Raw genomic sequence first — 18180 nt, 5'->3', positions numbered from 1 at the left:
AATGGGGGACTTACTCATGAGCAGGCAGCATTATAAGGTATATTCCGAAGGAAGAATCGGCAATCTCGTCATGAAAAACCGGCTGGTGCGCTCTGCTACAGGTGAGAGCCAAATGTCGACGGACGGGAAAATCTCGCAATCGGTTCTGCAGGTGTACAAGGATCTGGCGCTGGGCGGAGTCGGAACCATCGTTACCGGCGCCATGGCGGCAACGCCGACGGCCAAAAGAACGGAGGGCCAATATTGCATCTACGATGACGAATTCATTCCCGAGGTAGCCAAAATCGCGCACACCGTTCATGAGACCGATCCGGACTGCATCGTCATCGCGCAGTTAAACCATCCCGGCCGGCAGGTGCATCACTATGTAACGGCGGACTGCATCGCGCCCTCGGCTGTGGAGTCTCCGATTCTGATCAAAAAAGCCCGGGAGCTGCAGCCGGATGAAATCGGGCAAATCATCCAATATTTCGCCAATGCGATTGTCCGGGTTCAAAAAGCCGGGTTCGACGGTGTGCAGTTTCATGCGGCGCACGGCTATTTGCTCAGCTCCTTCCTGTCCCCTTATACGAATAGGCGTACTGACAGATACGGCGGTTCGGTGCAGAAGCGGGCGAACATTATCCGGGACATCGTTGCGCTGGCGAGAGAGGAAGTTGGAGACTTTCCAATCCTCATCAAGCTGAACTGCGACGATCACGTAGAAGGCGGCATTAACAAGGACAACTTCCCGGAGCTGCTGGACGAAATTGCAACGACCGGCGTCGACGCCATCGAGGTAAGCGGGGGCATGTGGGATTGTCTCGTCCGGACTGAGGACGAATTAGGCTTTACACCGGTCCCGATTCCCGAAGCAAGAACGAAGATTGGCGCGCTTGCCAAGCAGTCGTATTATTATGATTATATCAAGGATATCCGTCTCTCCATTCCGCTTATCCTGGTAGGCGGACACCGTAATATCGAGCGGATGGAAGAGATCGCGCAGAACGGAAACGCCGATTTCCTGTCGCTGTGCCGTCCGCTTATTTCCGAGCCGGATTTGCCTAACCGCTGGCTGCACGGGGAAGGACTCACTAGGGCGGATTGTATTTCCTGTAACGCCTGCCTGCTTGTACTGCGTAAGGAATTTTGCTGTCCGTATAAGAAATACGGTAAATTGAAGGAGTTATATCTCGCGACGAATGCAGAGAATTGGAGGGAGACCTTCAAGTAGGCATCAAGCCCGGCCGGTGACTGAAATGCCTGAATGCCTGAGCCTGTTCATAGGGTTCAGGCTTTTTTTGTATACATGGGCGTATGTCAATGACTACATTGCTGGTTAATGTTAAATAGTTGCCTCATACTTATAGTATTCAGAAAGCAATCAGATTCTATGACATAGGAGGAGACGGGGATGACGGAGCTTTTTATTAAGCAGAAGGTGTTCAGTCTAAGCGAGAAGTTTACGGTGAAGAATCAGCAGGAGCAGGATGTCTATTATGTAGAGGGCAGTTTTATGCGGATTCCAAAGACATTCTCCATTATGAATACAGCTGATGAGGAAGTCGCACTGATTACCAAGAAGGTATTCAGCTTTTTACCGAAGTTTTTTGTGGAGGTGGACGGCCGGGAGGTGCTCACGATTAAGAAGGAATTTTCTTTCCTGAAAGCACGATATACGATTGATTCGGCAGACATTGAGGTGCGTGGGAACTGGTGGGACATGGATTTTCAGGTCATCCAGCGCGGAGCTGTCATAGGTGAAGTCAACAAGAAGTGGTTCACCTGGGGCGATAGCTACAGTGTTCAAGTATTAAAGGAAGAGATGGAGGCCATCATCATCGCGATTGTGGTTGCCATTGATTGTGTGAAGGCTGACCATGCCGCGGCTTCCCAGCAGTAGGTATTTTTATAAAAGGTATTCATGTTACAGATACCAAAAAAGCTGCTCTTTCATCACTGAAAGCAGCAGCCTTTTTGGATAGGTATTCCTATTACCGTGCAGTTATCTGAAAGCTTTTCTATACTCTCCTTCAATCAGGACAGCGATAACGGAAGCCTCGTCCTGGCCCTTAACTTCATAAAATGGACTCCCCTTCGGGGCAATGGTTGAATCGCCATCCTGCTCCGGCAAGGATTTGTCCGGGTCGATGTACCTTTTTACAGTTCCGATTTCTTTGCCTATCCGCTCTGCTGCGATTGTGTCATCAGTAACTACATAGGCTTTGTTATTCCATACAATAACTGGTGGGTAGGGAAGTACGGGATATTCGGTAGTGTTATCCTTAAGCGAACACCCTTGAAATATAATGATGAATACAATCAAGATGAAGGTTTTTTTATAAATTTCATCCACCCACTTGTCTATTATTGAGAGTGATTACCAAATATTTTACGCGTTAACTTCAGAAACAGGAAATCAGGAAGCAGTGACATCCGAACGTTGTGAAGTGAAATCACTGAAAGGGTGGACTATATGAGTCTGATCGTTAGCATAATTAAAAAAAGAGATATAATTGTAGATACTGAATTATTGGAAGCGCAGGTACCAGAACCACATAATAATTTATTCGGGTTTGAGTCATACAGAGAAAAGCTCTGGGGAAACGATTTTATAAATGAGCTGGGATGTAAGATGTTATATTCTCTAGGAAGTACAAATATATATGCATATGATGAAGATTTAGATAAGCTGAGAAGTGAATTCCTGATTTTGCTGGATAATTTAGATGGTGTACAACTACATATAGACGATTTTAGAGACTTTATTGAATTTGCAGCAGGAAATGCTTTGGAAATGATAAAGATAGCACTTACGGAAAAAGATAAGGTTGGTATTGCGATTTGGTAAGTGTATTTTGATCATCAGCGTTAATGAAACTGCAATAATCTTAAGTCACATATTTAGTGGCAGCCATGGATGTAATAATATCCTTGACTGCCGCTGTTTTGTTGAGCTAATGTTCTACATTACTATAGCTGTGAATCCTTGTGGCGGGTATTAACCACGTTGACTTGACTTGCTGCCTACAAAACGGTTACTTGCTGCTCCTATACCGACTATGAAGAGTAGGACAGAAGCTCCAAGCAGAATGAAGAGCGGCAGGTTCCAGCTGTTTGTGGCATCATGCAGATAACCGATAAGGGCAGGGCCGATTGCGGCAAGAAGGTATCCGACGGATTGTGCCATGCCTGACAGTTCTGCTGCCTGATGCGCGTTATGAGTACGTAACCCGAAAAACATCATGGATAAGCTAAAGGCGAAGCCTCCGCCAATTCCGAGTATTATGATCCACAACAAAATGATATTGGAGCTTCCATAAAGCATTCCTAGCGTTCCTGTCAAAAGTAAAATGGTTGTGATGACCACCAGGGAACGCTGGTTTGACATACGCCCGGCTATAACAGGGACAATAAAGGTAAAGGGAAGCAGCGCTAATTGCATAATTGAGAGATACCATCCTGATTGGTTTAAGTCAATGCCTTGCTGTTGTAGAATTTCAGGCAACCAAGCGATCAGTACATAGAAAATCATGGACTGCGTACCCATAAACAGCGTCACTTGCCACGCAAGAGGTGAACGCCAGACATTCACATCATTGACAGCATGCTCTTGACCCGTCGGGGTTGTTTGCTTCGTATGATTTCTCATTTGAGGTAACCAGCAGAGGATCGATATAAAGCTTAGGATTCCCCATATTCCCAAGGACCCCTGCCATTTCAAACCAGCATCCGCGGCTAGCGGTACACTGATTCCCGATGCGACGGCTCCGGATAAACTCATTGAAATTGCAAAAATACCAGTCATGGAACCGATTTTGTGAGGAAAATTACGTTTGATTAGACTCGGTAATAATACATTACAAACTGCAATGGCGAATCCGAGAATTGCTGTTCCAATATACAGATTTACAGCGCCAGATAAAGAACGTACTCCAATACCAACAGTCAAAAAGATCAGGGCAATCAAGATTAAAAGTTCTACTCCATGCTTCCGTCCCAGTTTTGGGACTAGAGGCGATAATAAAGCAAAGGTAAGCAGAGGTACCGTTGTTAAGAGGCCCGCTAAAGTATTGGAAATATGAACGTCATCCCTTATAAGGCTTACTAAAGGACCGACTGAGGTTAAGGGAGCACGTAAATTAGCTGCAATAATGATAATGCCGAGTATTAGCAGCCCAATAGATGATGGTAAATTTTTTTTATTCGGCATTCTTCATTCTCCTTCAAGACAAAAATATATTATAGTATCCGCGCGGACAATGAAAGTATATTATAATATATTAAAATTGACAATAAGTATTTTATAATTAACGATTTTAAGGAATTTAATTCCTGGATATTTAAAATTTTTACATACGTCAAAAACAAAAATGCAACCCTGCGTTCCCATATATAAATGGAATACAGAGTTGCATATTATAGTGGGGCTTTGAATTTTAGAAACCATATTTCAAGGCTATATGGAGTACTGTTTCGCTATTCGTATTATTGGTATAAGAGTGAGGACTATCTGCACGGAAACTGATTGTATCATATTGATTCAAGGTGTAACGCTCTCCATTGACCTGAATTTCAATAGAACCCGTCATTACTGTGGCAATTTCAGTTGTATTCACATGATGACCTTCAGGGTGGTACGAACTATTAGGCTGTAAGTAAGCCCGGCACATTTCAATATCGCTGCTTGCATTTTTAAAGACGGGCTCTATACTCCAATTCTTTTTGTCATTCGAAAACCGGAGTCCTTCGCCTGCCCGGTACAAGCTAACAGGGTCTTCTGTTTTGAACAAAGCCAACAGCGGTAAAGATATGCCTTTTGAAATTTTCCATATCATCGCCAAAGTAGGGTTTGTCTCGCCGCGTTCGATATTCCCCAGAGTAAGTTTGCTTACGCCCGTTAATTCCGCTAAGTCATCCAGACTCATGTTTTTTTCTTTTCTGTACCTTTTCAAGGCACTGCCGATTTGTAATACAAGTTGTTTCGATTCATCGATTTCATCCATTTGATATTCACCTCAACAAATAACTGTATAGCTAGTATATTGTTTATTCTTACTCTTTACCATACGAGCAGTATTTGAGGGTGACTACCTAGACTTTGAATTTATTAATCTGTCCCTGCAGTTCTTCTGCCATCCTGGAGAGGAATTCTGCGGAGGATGCAATCTCTTCCATAGAAGCGAGCTGTTCCTCGGTTGCAGCAGATACATTATGGACCCCGCCGGATGCTTCCCCGGCAATGCTGGAGATCTGGCTTATATATCCGACCACTTCATCTGCGCTGGCTGACATTTCTTCTGAACCGGCAGATACTCCCTGAATGTCATCAGCGACCCTGTTCACGGCTTCGTAGATATGCTCGAATGCTTCTCCAGCCGCTGTAACAATCTCAATTCCGGCTTCGGTTTCATTGCTGTTCACCTTCACAGCCAGGATTGCATGGTTTGTATCATTCTGAATCAGCTGGACCAGATCGGTAATTTTCTGCGCGGATTTCGAGGATTCCTCGGCTAGTTTACGTACTTCTCCGGCAACAACAGCGAAGCCCCGGCCGTGTTCCCCAGCACGCGCAGCCTCGATAGCCGCATTCAATGCGAGCAGATTGGTCTGACTTGCGATAGTATTAATTACCCCGGTAATACTGCCAATCTCAGCAGAGCGTTCCCCCAGACCGGTAACCAGCTCGGTCAGTGAGGATATAGAAGTACGGACGGAGCCCATTTGTTCCACGGCCTGCCGGATAACCTTATTGCCTTCGGCCGATTGATTCGCCGCATCTACTGCCAATATGGATACGCTCTGGGCCAGGAGGGCGATCTGCTCTGAACCATCGGCCATCTCGCTCATTGCCTGTGAAGAATTATCCACCATCTTCACCTGATCAGAAGTCCCTGCAGCCAGTTGCTCGACAGTTTCGGAGATTTGCTCGGAGGCTTTCGCATTCTGCTCTGCACTCGCCAGCAATTCTTCCGATGAAGCGGCTACCTGCTCGGAAGTCATGGAGACGGATTGAATCATCGCACGCAAGTTACTTGTCATGATATTGAAGGAGGCGGCCAGTGTACCGAGCTCATCCTTGTTTTTAAGTGTGATCGTTTCACCGGTTAAATCCCCGTTCGCTATAAGCAACGCCGAAGCGTTCATTTTCTTAATGGGTTTCGAGATCATACCGGCTATGAAGAAGGCGATGAATAAGGCGATCAGGAAGGATATAATCGTTACCACCAGAATGATGGTAAATGCACGATTTGCTTCTGACAGTGAATCTTTGGTAGCCTGTCCTGATAAATCACTGCCCATGGCAATTAGCTTAGCGAGTGTATCATTGGCTGTGTACCATAACGGGTAAGCCTCTGTATGCAGCCTGCTGGCTTCTCCAAAGTTGTTAGCTATACCAAATTCGATAAATGCGGGCATTTTCTCCAGATAGCCGTCATAGTTGTTGCTGAAGGTATCATACATGGTCATCGCTTCGGCGCTGCCCTCAATGAGTGTGATCAGCTGTTTGCGCTCCTCCTCAATCTTGACCTGGAGCTGCTCCAAAGCTTCGTTCATCTTCACAATTTCATTCGGATCCGTCTCAACGATGACGGCAAGAGCCAGCCGCTCCACATCTGAAACGTCACCATTCATCATGCCAAGTAAGCTGACGCTCGGCATCCACTCCTGATCGATTTCATCGGCAGTTTCAGACATTGCATAAATCTGATTTAAGGCATAGGTGCTTACGAAGGCAAGCAGTGCAGCCACAACCAGAAACCCGGCCAATAATTTCATGCGAATCGTCAACTTCATTCTCCCCGATAGGTTTCTCTCTGTGTACTTCATGTTTCCCACTCCTCAATATGCTGCGCAAAAATAGGTGTCAAATGTATATCGACAGCATTTAGCATAAATTGAAGATATGAAAATTATAATCATGCAAAATTAATGTAAATTCCTGCGTAACAAAGGGAGACACGGAGTGGAAGATTTGGATAGGAAAAGCAAAGCGGAATGAAATAGTGTAACATGTAGTATTCGAGGGATACATATTTGCTTGACCACACTCAGGTCATTCTAGGTAATAGCTCTAAGAAAGCCCGGGTTGCCGAAGTTAGTGGGACTCCCCGCAGTGTCGCAATCCCGATCCGCCGTTCAGGAATTGGAGGATTCAAGGGAATTTCAACAAGCTTACGCGAACTCAGTTCCTCTGTGATGTAATTCCGCACGACAAAAGCAAGACCAAATCCGCTACTAGCGAATTGCACGAGAAGATCCACGCTTCCCAGCTCGAATTCAGGCTCCAGCTTCACTCCACATGAAGCGGCATACTGATCCAGATAACGCCTTGTGCTGCTTCCCGGCTCCAGGATCAGCAGCGGATATTGATGAAGGGCTTCGATGGCAAGCGGGCCTTCTGCCGCCAAATTCTGAAAGTCCTTTCCCCCGACAAGACTGTCCTGGATCGGTTGGCTCTCGTAGAATTCGACCTGTTTGTCAGAGGCAGGCAGGCTGACAATGCCGAAGTCGATTTTTCCTTCCTTAAGCAGCGCTATTGTCTCTGGTGTCGTCCGGTTAGTGACCCGGATTCTGATCCGGGGGTGCAGGGCATGAAACTGCTCCAGATACGGTAACAGGAAATATTTGCACAACGTGTCACTTGCCCCGATTGCGATTTCTCCGCTGTTCAAGTTATTCATCTCTGCAAGGGCCTTTTCTCCGATATCTACGAAATTGAAAGCCTGCTCCAGGTAATGAAACAGTACCTCGCCTTCCTTGGTTAAGATGACTCCTTTAGCAGTGCGGAAGAACAACTGTCCACCAAGGGAGTTCTCCAGCTGTTTAATGGTATGGCTGACAGCCGGTTGAGTGATATGAAGATGCTCTGCTGCCCGCGATAAGCTGCCAGTTCTGGCAATCCAATAAAAGACCCGATACCATTCCAAATTGATAGGCATTCATATTACCTCTCTTTATACCTAGTATTACTAATATGCATTATTCTAATATACTTTACTTAGATTATCATTAGTTTTGTAAGCAAATTAGGATTGGAGGCCATGAATATGACAGTAACAGCAATCGTGGGTGCAAATTGGGGAGATGAGGGCAAGGGGAAGGTGACAGACATGATGGCAGGTGCTTCTTCTTATGTGGTGAGATATCAAGGCGGAAGCAATGCAGGACATACGATAATTAATCCTTTCGGCAAATTCGCGCAGCGGATGCTTCCTTCCGGGGTTTTCTATTCCAATGTGGTGAATGTTATCGGCCCCGGAGTGGCTGTAGATATCGAAGTGCTGCTGCATGAACTGGAATCATTAACCGTTAGAGGAGTCCCGGCCCCTCAATTACGAATATCGGAGAGAGCCCAAATTGTACTGCCAGTGCACCGGTTGCTGGACGAGCTCGAAGAGAACCGGTTAGGAGGACGCAGCTTCGGTTCGACGAAACGCGGAATTGCCCCGTTCTATTCCGACAAATATGCCAAGCTTGGCATTCAAATCTCCGGCTTATTCAACAAGGCATATCTTCGTGAACGGCTGGAAAATCTGTTGGAGAGTAAAAACATATTGCTCCAGCATCTTTATGGTCAGTCTTCCATTAAGGTAGATGAGTGGTTATCCAAGTTAAGTGAGCAGGCAGAAGCTATTGCTCCTTACCTGTGTGATACGACATCGTTATTACATAAAGCCTATCGAAATGGAGATGGGATTCTGCTTGAAGGTCAGCTTGGGGCGCTTAGAGATCCTGACCATGGGATATATCCTTTCACGACCTCCTCCTCTACACTTGCCGGATATGCTTCAGTAGGGGCCGGGCTTCCGCCGTATTCGATTGAGAAGATCGTAGCGGTAACAAAGGCTTATTCCAGTTGCGTCGGCGCAGGGCCATTCGTTGTGGAACTGGAAGATATGGAAGGCGATGAGCTTCGAAGCCGGGGTGGAGATGCCGGTGAGTACGGAGCGGTAACAGGACGGCCTAGGAGAGTAGGGTGGTTTGATGCGGTCGCGACGCGATATGGCTGCAGAATCCAGGGAGCAACCAGCGTAGCTCTTACAAACCTGGATGTCCTGGGTTATTTAGATGAGATTCCGGTATGTGTGGGATACGAGATCGGGGGGGAAGTCGTAGACGAATTCCCTTACCAGGATAAGTTAAGCCTGGCCAAACCCGTATATAAGCAGCTTCCGGGCTGGAAATGCGATATATCGCAGATTACAAAGCTGGAAGACTTGCCGGAAGCCGCAAGAGATTATATCGATTATATAGAATCAGAACTGGGAGTGGGGATTACGACGGTATCTGTCGGCCCGAACCGGGAGCAGGTTATCCTCCGCCAGTCACAGGTGCATAGAGGGTAGACTAATCCGGAGTATTGCAGCTCAGCAACTAATTCACAATACTCGCGTCTAAAAGAATAGATTCCAGTATCATCCATTCGGAGCATTTCACAGGGGGATTTATTCTATGTACTCACATCGTTCGTTTATTCAGAATCACCGGCTGGCGGCAGTTTTGGCAGCGGGTTTGTTCGCGCTGGCCGCTTTCTTCGGGCTTGGCAGCGCATATGCCCATGCGGACCGCTGGGAGGTTTTTGACCAGGGCGAGCATTTATTTTTTCCGGAGGGGCCAATTGAGATTGACGGAGTGGTTATGGTGCCCCTGCGCTCGATAGCGGAGCGGTTTGGCTATACCTTTGTGTCCGTAAGCAATAAGGAAATTGTGCTTAAGAATGCGGAAGGGCACAGAGCCGTAGTCCGGCTGGGCACCAAAACAGCTTTGCTCGATTATGACGGCGGTTCGAAAACGCAGCTGATGGCGCAGATTCCCCGCAACTACAACGGTGCATGGTTTATTGATCTGGCGCTGGCAGGAGCTATGGGCGGGCAAGGACACTCTACAGTTCCCGGGACAAATCTGATTCAGCTTCGTCCCGTGTCAGGCGATGCCCAGGAGCAGCTGGAGCAGCAGTATTGGTTCAACTTCATGGATAAGGGCAAAACGGTATTTGTTAATAATCAGGGGCAGGAGCAACTACGGACTTCCAATACTCCGGTGTATGACTTTGGTTATGAAGAACTGCTTCCGGTGAAGACATCCGCCTATACGGCTGGCTTCATGAACCGGGCAGGAGAACTGGTGTTAGATACGCCGCATTATCAAGTGGGACAGTTCTATGAGGGGTTGGCCTGGTTCAAGGATATGGTCAAGACGGGAAGCGGCGGCTTTTCAGTGAAAATGGGCTTTATGAACCGTGCAGGTAAGATCGTCATTCCGGCAATCTACAGCCGTGTGTATGATTTCTCGGATGGGCTCGCAAAGGTGGCCGGAGGTAAAACCTTTTACATCGACCACAATGGAAAAATAGTTATACCAGGCGTATCCGGGCTGCAGAATAGCGAGTCGTTCTCGAATGGTCTGGCGCTCGTTACTGTACGTACCACAAGCGGCGGTAAAAGCGTCATCCGGACCGGCTTTATCGACACCAAGGGGAAATGGGCAATCAAGCCAATCTATGACTCTGCGAGTTCGTTCTCAGAAGGCGTTGCTACCGCGGCATTGAACGGCAAAAGCGGTCTCATTGACCCTAAAGGGAACTTCATCCTGAAGCCTGAGTTCAACACTGGCAGCGGATTCGTAGGGCGGTTCCACGACGGTTATATTGTGCTGACGCTGAGCGGGGGCGAACACGATTACAAGCAGCGGCTTGTTGATGCTAATGGGAATATTATTGCCATTCCGGGTGCCGAGCAAATTAATGGTTATGGCGATGGCATGATTTCTTATAAGGACGGCGGGTACGGCTTCAAAAATGTGGCAGGTGATGTGATCGTAAAGCCTGCTTTCTCAGAGGTACGGGATTTCAAAGCCGGAGCAGGCAAAGGATTCACAAATATCAACAATGAACAATCCGCATGTCTGATCAATAAAGCAGGAGAAATCGTCTGGAGTAGAGAATAAAGGTCATATATCCTTATATTTGAAAGGGAAGATGACTTTGGAAGCAGGCGGCGTTCGCCCGGGTAAGCTCAATGCGATAGTGTATGTATTATTTGGTTTGCAGCTTCTGTTCACTATTTTCAGTAACCGGTTTTATAGCTTTATCGCTTATATCGACAACAACCAAGGTTCTAGTGGTAGTATGGATGGCTTAATATCGATAGTAGCAGCCATAGCTGCAGTTGTCTGTGTGATATGGTTTGGGAGAAGGAATAGTCTGGTGCTGATGTTTCTGTCCGTGGAGCTGATATCTATTCTGTACCAGCTATGCCTGCACCCGTCGCAGATTCTACGGCCAACCAATCTGATCTATACAGTGGTTGTCAGCGTGCTGACGGTATTGTTTCTGGTTAAACTGCCGCCGGTAGAACCGGAAGAACCGGCCGGGAAGACGGAGCAGGAGAGCGTCAAATTGTCTTCCGGCAGTAACCCTGATTCCGGCCCAGTGGTAACCGCTAAGCTAGGTATGATTATGCTCTATATTCTGGCGGCGGTACCGGTTCTGTACAATATTTATTCCAAGTTTGGCGGATATGAATATACATTGCTGGTGGGTCCGTATCTGAAGTTGTCCTACTTCTTTGTCATTCTCAGTGTTATTTATTTATTCATCACGAATACATATTTGCAGGATCATTTGAAGGCAATTCTTACACTCATTGTTGTTTTTACCCTTATAAAATTCGTACTGCCGCTGTTGTATTTCATACCGGGCATCAATTATATCACTTTCTATGCCGGATACTATCTGGTTTACATTCTTCTTGCGGTTCTAATTATCGCTCCGGTCTACACGCTGCTGCGGGGAAGACGGCTGCCGCTGCTGTCCCGGCTGGCAGATCGAATATCTTTTTAAGCAGCGGATTTCCGAAATACCCACGTCCTCAATGAATCTCCTCACGGAAGCCAAACGCACGAAGACATCTGTAAGATGTTCTTACGTGCCGGCTTACCCGTAGGGGGATTTTTTTGTGGAGCCATTAACTCTGATTCACTAGAATGTTAGAATACATCAAATATGATTTGGCTTAGATCATTGTTTTAGATGGGGCGGTAAATTAGAATTTCTAGTATAAGTTAATGAAAACGCATTCACCTTCACAAAGGAGCCGGAAACATGCTTAGAATAATAAAAGTCGAAAACGGGACAGTCCAGGGACTGCCGGCAGCCGATCCCCGGATTACAAGCTTCAAGGGGATACCCTTCGCTGCTCCGCCTATAGGAGATAACCGCTGGCGGGCGCCGCAGCCGGCTGCAGACTGGGAAGGTGTGCTGCATGCTTACCAGTTCGCACCGGTCTCCATGCAGGTAAGGCAAGAGCTGGATGATAATAACATCTATACCCGCGAATGGGCCGTAGAACCGGACATCGCGATGAGCGAGGATTGTCTGTACCTGAACGTATGGACACCAGCTAAACTTCCGGGCGAGAAGCTCCCCGTATACGTATGGTATTTTGGCGGAGGTCTGCAGGTAGGCCATCCGGCTGAGATGGAATTTGACGGTGAACGTATTGCACGCAGAGGCATAGTGGTAGTGACAATCAACTACCGCCTGAATGCCTTCGGATTTCTTTGCCATCCGGAAATAACAGCGGAAGCGCCGGAGGCGCCCGCCAACTTTGGAAACCTCGATCAACAGGCAGCGACCCGCTGGGTGAAGCGCAATATTGCGGCATTCGGAGGCGATCCGGACAATATCACCATCGGCGGACAGTCAGCCGGCGGCGGGAGTGTCATGAGCCAGCTCACTTCACCACAGAACGAAGGTCTATTTCAGAGGGCGATTGTTGAAAGCGGGATTTTCACAAAGCTGTATCCGGGAACCCTGCTGCCTCCTCACCGCAGTGATCTGCAGGAGGCTGAGCATGACGGTACCCGGTTCTTCAATTACCTGGGCGTATCCTCACTTGCAGAAGCCCGGCAGCTGGATGCGGTCTATCTTCGGGACAAGGCCGTAGAGTACGGGGGATTCTGGGGCACGGTTGCAGACCAGAGATTCCAGACAGGCAACCCGTTCGAATTGTTTCTTCAGAACAAGCGCTTGAAGGTACCGGTAATGCTGGGTCATACCTCCTCGGAGTTCTTTAGTACCCCGGACGCCGGGACATTCGCCGAGCTCAAGAAGCTGGCCGCAGATATGTTCGGTGAGGATGCCGGTACATTCCTCGAGCTTTGCGGAGATCAGACAGTTCCAATAGAGGAAGCCAGACAGAGAGCTTCGGTTAGCGGAATAGAATATGCGATTCGCATTGCTGCGCGGGCCAATGCCGACACCGGCAGCGAAACTCCGCTTTACTATTATAATTTCGATGCTGAAATACCGGGCTGGGATAATCCCGGCACCTTCCACTCTGTGGATCTCTGGTTCTTCTTCGAGACGCTCGCCAAATGCTGGAGGCCTTTTACCGGCAAGCATTATGATTTGGCCCGGCAGATGTGCAATTATTGGGCCCATTTCATCCGTTCCGGAGACCCTAACGGCCCAGACTCCACAGGAGCGGAATTACCCCGGTGGGAGCCGTATACCCCGGACGCGCCGTACGGGATGCTGTTTGCAGACAAGGCGGAGTTTTCCGGACAACAACCGGAGGCCATGATGAATTTCCTTGTTCAGCAATATTTCAGGAACCGCGAATAAACCGGTTTGATTGAAGAGCTCCAATTCTAGCGTTTGGCCTGCTTCTGGAAATTTCTCGGCGTATGCCCGGTCATTTGCTTGAACTGCCGGCAGAAGTGTTCCACATTCTGATATCCGCACCTTGAAGCCACATCGGCAATGCTCTGGGCATTGTGAATGAGGTATTCCTTGGCCATACGGATCCGGCTGCTGATGACATCATCCATGCAGGAGATTCCGAATGTTTTTTTGTAAATGTTCTGAAGATAGCCCGGGCTAATGAGGAGAAAATCAGCCATTTTTGACACGGTCCAGTAATCCCCGGGGTTGCTCTGAATAGCCGTGCGCAGCTTCAGCAATTTGTAATATTGAGGTGTAATATTATCCTGGAAATAGGATTCCCACAGTTTGTTGAATAAGGTCCGGAGCAGATAATCGATGGAGGATTCTTTGCAATTCCGGTTGAAATTGTGTTCGCTGACCATCAGCTCAAGCAGCTTTTGGCAGTAGTCAGGGTCACTTAACGCAAAGGGCACACCAAAAGGAAGCGGAGATTCCGTGATATAAGGTTCATCGGATTCGAAGCGGAGCCAGTCATTGACGAATTGACCGGCGCTGGCCCGGTAATAGACTTTTTGCTGTGGACGATAGAGGATTACATTGTGAGCGGGATAGAGCTTAAGTCCGCCATGTACCCAGAACTCTGCTGGAGTCTTGGTAATAACAAGCAGCCAATGAGAGCCTACGGGAACATCAATAACAAAATTACCGGCGTGTGAAGTATTACACTCAACATAGTGTATAAGGGCCATCACGTTCTCCTCCTGGCAGGCATGGCGTACTAGCATAGCAAATATAAGAACCCGCCCCTGTCAGGAGCGGGTTCCCTGTCTATCTATAAATCCGGTAGTTTCCGCTCAGCGCCAGCATAGTGAAGAAGTACAGGCAGTTGTCGTAATACCGGCGCTCCCCTGTACGAAGCGGCGTATGCCAGAACAGCTTGACGAAAGGCCCGGCATCCGGTCCATCGGCTGCAAGCGAGGCCATAGCCAGTGTAGCCAGCAGGCCGACCGGATGCAGGGAAAGCTCGTCAAACGGCTGCCCGTCAATGGTATAACGCCGGTAATCCTCAGGCTTGGTGTCACGGAAGAACGCCTGAATCCGGTTAGACTGCTCCACCTGCCAAGGGTCACAGCGGAACCATTCATAGTCCAGCCCGATGTTGGCGGCGACCCGGTATGCATCGCTGAAGAAGTGGCGGAAGTCACCGTGCGGCTGGGGTTCAGCCGGAGTCCCGTCATAATTGGCGTATTCCGGCGACAGGCCGGTTTCGGGATGGCAGGCCTCATGCAGATAGGCTCTGCTTTGGGCTGCCGCATCCTTCCAGAATGCCCGGTCCGCTTCATCTGCCTGCAGAGCGAATAAATCATAGAAATGCGGCAAATGGTAGGAAGGGTCGCTGAATGGGGTCTCGGGAATGAACTTAATCAGCCGGGTTGCAGGGTCCCACATGGGATCGCCTTCTCCGTCTTCGCCTTTGTGTACACAGGCGCGGAGAATGATTCTGGCCTGCCCGGAATAGTTGAACGGCTCGGCGCCGTCGCCCCAGCGCGCCGACGCAAAGAACAGCGCCATGGCGAAGAACTCTTCACCGTCAGGCGCCGGACCGGGAGACAGCCGCGTGCCGTCCAGCTTGCAGTGCCAGGCAAAATAATCCTTGTAACGGCCTTCCTTATGCTGCATATAGACCTTGGCGAACTTCCAGAGCCGGTCGAATTCCTCCTTTTTATCCATTTGAACCGCCATCATCATCCCGTAGGACATGCCTTCGGTACGCACATCGGTATTGCCGGTATCTACGATATATCCCTTATCGTCACCCATAGGATGGTAGATTCGGACCCCGGGAGCGCCGTAGAACAGCTCGTTCCAGGTATCTTCAAGCCTCTGGGAGATCGCCTCTGCCTCCAGACCGTTCTCAAGGAACAGGTTTCTGTATTTTCCCGTATAAAAGGAGCCTTCTGTGAAAAGATTCATAACAATCCTCCAATGGATAGCATTTTGCCCAAAGTATAACATAACCGGCAGTATAGAAATTAAAGCGTTTTCCTTAAAATTTATAGGTGAGTCCGGCCGCGTCCAATCATCTAAGGATAGATCAATCTTAGGTGTCTATATGTCATGGACTTCGCTAAAGCGGCTTCTCTATACTGAAAGGGATAGGGACATACAGGTGACGGTGCTGGCGTAGCCCGACATATCAGGTAATAACGAACAACTAGGGGGACAACAGAAATGACGCAACAACAGGGATTCAATCCGTATCTGCCATCCTGTGAATATATTCCGGATGCTGAACCTTATGTATTTGAAGGCAGAGTGTATGTGTATGGCTCACATGACCGGTTTAACGGACACGCCTTCTGTCTGAACGACTATGCCTGCTGGTCTGCTCCTGAGGACAATCTGGCCGATTGGCAATATGAAGGTGTGATCTACCGGACTACGGATGACCCGCTGAACCCGGAAGGCAGCATGTGCCTCTATGCACCGGATGTGACGAAGGGCCCGGACGGACGGTATTATCTCTACTATGTACTGGACAAGGTTCCTGTCGTATCGGTGGCTGTCTGCGGCAAGCCTGGCGGCAAATATGAATTCTACGGCTATGTAACCTACGGTGACGGTACGCGTCTGGGCGAACGGGAAGGCGACGAGCCGCAGTTTGATCCGGGGGTATTGACCGAAGGAGACACCACTTACCTGTACACCGGCTTCTGCGGATACGGGGACAAGTCCAGACACGGCGCCATGGCTACCGTGCTGGGTCCCGATATGCTTACGATTATTGAGGAGCCTGTGTTCGTAGCGCCGAGTCAGCCTTACAGCGGGGGGACAGGATTTGAAGGCTATGAGTTCTTCGAGGCCCCGTCTATCCGCAAAAGAGGGGATATCTACTACCTGATCTATTCTTCGATCTCGATGCATGAGCTGTGTTATGCGACCAGTAAGCATCCGACCCGGGACTTCGTCTATCAGGGAGTCATTGTAAGCAATTGCGACCTGCATATTGATACGTATAAGCCTGCGGACCAGCCGATGTATTATGGCGGCAATAACCATGGCAGTATTGTAGAGGTTAATGGAGAATGGTATATCTTCTACCACCGCCATACCAACGGGACAGCATTCTCCCGCCAGGGCTGCATCGAGCGGATTGAATTCCGCGCAGACGGCACGATCCCCCAGGTGGAGATGACCTCCTGCGGTCCAAACGGAGGCCCGCTCGAAGGGCGCGGCGAATATCCGGCGTATCTGGCCTGCCACTTATTCTGTAAGGATCAGGAGATGTACACCGGAGGTTTCGGCCGGATTGGTGCCTGGATGGACAGCCGGTTCCCGAAGATTACCCAGGACGGCAAGGATGGCGATGAAGAGACCGGCTATATTTCCAATATGACCGACTCGGCTACCGCCGGATTCAAATATTTCAATTGTGAAGGGGTTACCCGGGTTTCCATTAAGGTGCGCGGCTATTGCCACGGCGAGTTCGAGGTGAAAGCGGCCTGGGACGGCCCGGCACTCGGACGTATCCCGGTAGGGTTCACGAATGTCTGGAAAGAATACACTGCGGAAGTGGCGATTCCGGACGGCGTTCAGGCGCTGTATTTCACGTACACCGGCAACGGCGGCGCCCAGCTTGCTTCGTTTACGCTGGAATAACCCGGAGAATATGCTGAATATGGCTTGATGCACAAGCAGCACTTGGAAGTTCCCGGGTGCTGCTTGTTGTTGCTGCAAGCTGTAAGCAGGAAGCAGGGAGCGAGCCGCTATGAAGGTAGCTAGGCTAAGCGCACTACCGCTACACCCCGGAAGAATAACGGGCCTTGTAGTCTGAAGGCGTCATGTTCATATAATGCCTGAACCACTTCGAGAAGTAGTTGACATGCTGATAGCCTGACTCCAGCGCAGCCTCCAGCACGTTGTATGACCCGCTGCGGAGCAGACTGGCCGCTTGGCTGATGCGGATATAGTTCAAATACTCCATTGGGCGCATGCCGGTCTGGGCTTTGAAAAACTTGCAGAAATGCGAGCGGCTAAGCGATACAACGGAGGCAAGCTGATCCAGCTCCAGCCTGTCACGGGAATGCTGCTCCATATAGCTCAGCACTTCCCTGATTTGCCGGTTGTATTCGCGCCTGTGGCGGGGTTCCGGCTCCGGATTCTTTCGGGTGAGCCCGTACTTCCTGCCATATGTCATTGATTCCACCGGCAATATCTCCTCGATGGAGGGTGCTTTTGGCCTGGTTGGGCATGGAGGAACGTTGACTTATGTCGGCTTGGTCAAAGGTGATATAACCTTTAATGATCCGGATTTCCATGCGCGGGAAATGACCGTGCAGGGGAGCAGAAATGCGACCCGGGAGGATTTTGAACAGGTGATTCGGGCCATCACTGACGGTTATATTGAGGTGGACAGCTATATTTCCCACCGCTGCTCATTCGAAGATATGACCGGCCAGTTCGAGCGCTGGCTGAATCCGGAGTCCAAGGTAATCAAGGCACTGGTAGAGCTGGATTAAATACGAAGG

General features: G+C 49.0%; 17 protein-coding genes. 9 read left to right on the top strand and 8 right to left on the bottom strand.

From position 1 onward, the window contains the following. The first annotated feature begins 16 nt into the window (after positions 1-16). Together MHI42_RS07790 and MHI42_RS07785 are read left to right on the top strand one after the other, a co-directional pair. On the top strand, positions 17-1213 hold the full coding sequence (locus tag MHI42_RS07790) for an NADH:flavin oxidoreductase (protein ID WP_342423392.1): 1197 nt from the start codon (positions 17-19) through the stop codon (positions 1211-1213). Positions 1214-1393: 180 nt separating this feature from the next. Further along, positions 1394-1882, top strand: a complete 489-nt coding sequence (locus MHI42_RS07785; RefSeq protein ID WP_171718035.1) for an LURP-one-related family protein — start codon at positions 1394-1396, stop codon at positions 1880-1882. A gap of 102 nt (positions 1883-1984) precedes the next feature. Here MHI42_RS07785 and MHI42_RS07780 read toward each other — a convergent pair whose 3' ends face one another. Next, the gene (locus tag MHI42_RS07780) at positions 1985-2305 is read right to left on the bottom strand and encodes a hypothetical protein (RefSeq protein ID WP_342423391.1); all 321 of its coding nucleotides are present in this window, start codon (positions 2303-2305) and stop codon (positions 1985-1987) included. A 150-nt stretch (positions 2306-2455) separates the two neighbouring features. Here MHI42_RS07780 and MHI42_RS07775 point away from each other — a divergent pair, with 150 nt between their 5' ends. Further along, complete coding sequence (locus MHI42_RS07775; RefSeq protein WP_342423390.1) at positions 2456-2830, top strand: hypothetical protein; 375 nt, start codon at positions 2456-2458, stop codon at positions 2828-2830. A gap of 150 nt (positions 2831-2980) precedes the next feature. On the opposite strand, the gene MHI42_RS07770 is transcribed toward MHI42_RS07775, so the two are convergent. The 4 genes from MHI42_RS07770 to MHI42_RS07755 form a co-directional block, all read right to left on the bottom strand. Further along, positions 2981-4192: an MFS transporter gene (locus tag MHI42_RS07770; protein ID WP_342423389.1), complete on the bottom strand. Its 1212-nt coding sequence runs from the start codon at positions 4190-4192 to the stop codon at positions 2981-2983. Positions 4193-4418: 226 nt separating this feature from the next. Then, positions 4419-4985: an XRE family transcriptional regulator gene (locus tag MHI42_RS07765; RefSeq protein ID WP_342423388.1), complete on the bottom strand. Its 567-nt coding sequence runs from the start codon at positions 4983-4985 to the stop codon at positions 4419-4421. A gap of 88 nt (positions 4986-5073) precedes the next feature. Further along, the gene (locus MHI42_RS07760; RefSeq protein WP_342423387.1) at positions 5074-6777 is read right to left on the bottom strand and encodes a methyl-accepting chemotaxis protein; all 1704 of its coding nucleotides are present in this window, start codon (positions 6775-6777) and stop codon (positions 5074-5076) included. Between the two features lie 254 nt (positions 6778-7031). Then, a complete protein-coding gene (locus tag MHI42_RS07755; RefSeq protein WP_342423386.1) occupies positions 7032-7922 on the bottom strand; it encodes a LysR family transcriptional regulator in 891 nt (296 codons plus the stop codon). Positions 7923-8030: 108 nt separating this feature from the next. On the opposite strand from MHI42_RS07755, the gene MHI42_RS07750 reads away from it, so the two are divergent. The 4 genes from MHI42_RS07750 to MHI42_RS07735 all read left to right on the top strand — a co-directional run bounded on the left by MHI42_RS07750 (position 8031) and on the right by MHI42_RS07735 (position 13609). Then, positions 8031-9329 carry an adenylosuccinate synthase gene (locus MHI42_RS07750; protein ID WP_342423385.1) on the top strand — a complete coding sequence of 433 codons (1299 nt, stop codon included), beginning with the start codon at positions 8031-8033 and terminating at the stop codon, positions 9327-9329. A gap of 106 nt (positions 9330-9435) precedes the next feature. Then, entirely contained in the window at positions 9436-10929 is a 1494-nt protein-coding gene (locus tag MHI42_RS07745) for a WG repeat-containing protein (RefSeq protein ID WP_342423384.1), read from the top strand. Between the two features lie 31 nt (positions 10930-10960). Then, positions 10961-11824, top strand: a complete 864-nt coding sequence (locus MHI42_RS07740; protein WP_342423383.1) for a hypothetical protein — start codon at positions 10961-10963, stop codon at positions 11822-11824. 261 nt (positions 11825-12085) lie between these two features. Then, on the top strand, positions 12086-13609 hold the full coding sequence (locus MHI42_RS07735; protein WP_342423382.1) for a carboxylesterase family protein: 1524 nt from the start codon (positions 12086-12088) through the stop codon (positions 13607-13609). A gap of 26 nt (positions 13610-13635) precedes the next feature. Here the strand turns inward: MHI42_RS07735 and MHI42_RS07730 are convergent, their stop codons facing one another. Both MHI42_RS07730 and MHI42_RS07725 read right to left on the bottom strand, forming a co-directional pair. Then, entirely contained in the window at positions 13636-14400 is a 765-nt protein-coding gene (locus tag MHI42_RS07730; RefSeq protein WP_076244356.1) for an AraC family transcriptional regulator, read from the bottom strand. Positions 14401-14479: 79 nt separating this feature from the next. After that, on the bottom strand, positions 14480-15625 hold the full coding sequence (locus MHI42_RS07725) for a glycosyl hydrolase family 8 (protein WP_342423381.1): 1146 nt from the start codon (positions 15623-15625) through the stop codon (positions 14480-14482). A 258-nt stretch (positions 15626-15883) separates the two neighbouring features. Between MHI42_RS07725 and MHI42_RS07720 the strand changes: the two genes are divergently transcribed. Beyond that, entirely contained in the window at positions 15884-17311 is a 1428-nt protein-coding gene (locus tag MHI42_RS07720; protein WP_342423380.1) for a family 43 glycosylhydrolase, read from the top strand. Between the two features lie 139 nt (positions 17312-17450). Here MHI42_RS07720 and MHI42_RS07715 read toward each other — a convergent pair whose 3' ends face one another. Then, complete coding sequence (locus MHI42_RS07715) at positions 17451-17747, bottom strand: helix-turn-helix transcriptional regulator (protein ID WP_342423379.1); 297 nt, start codon at positions 17745-17747, stop codon at positions 17451-17453. 73 nt (positions 17748-17820) lie between these two features. Here MHI42_RS07715 and MHI42_RS07710 point away from each other — a divergent pair, with 73 nt between their 5' ends. Beyond that, positions 17821-18171 carry a zinc-binding dehydrogenase gene (locus MHI42_RS07710; RefSeq protein WP_342423378.1) on the top strand — a complete coding sequence of 117 codons (351 nt, stop codon included), beginning with the start codon at positions 17821-17823 and terminating at the stop codon, positions 18169-18171. Positions 18172-18180 lie beyond the last annotated feature (9 nt).

Origin of the sequence: Paenibacillus sp. FSL E2-0178 (genome assembly GCF_038593005.1) — a bacterium.
In the GTDB taxonomy this organism is placed as follows: Bacteria; Bacillota; Bacilli; order Paenibacillales; family Paenibacillaceae; genus Paenibacillus_AQ; species Paenibacillus_AQ phytohabitans.
Note: the sequence above shows the minus strand (reverse complement) of the source record. Positions and strands in the feature narration are given on the sequence as shown.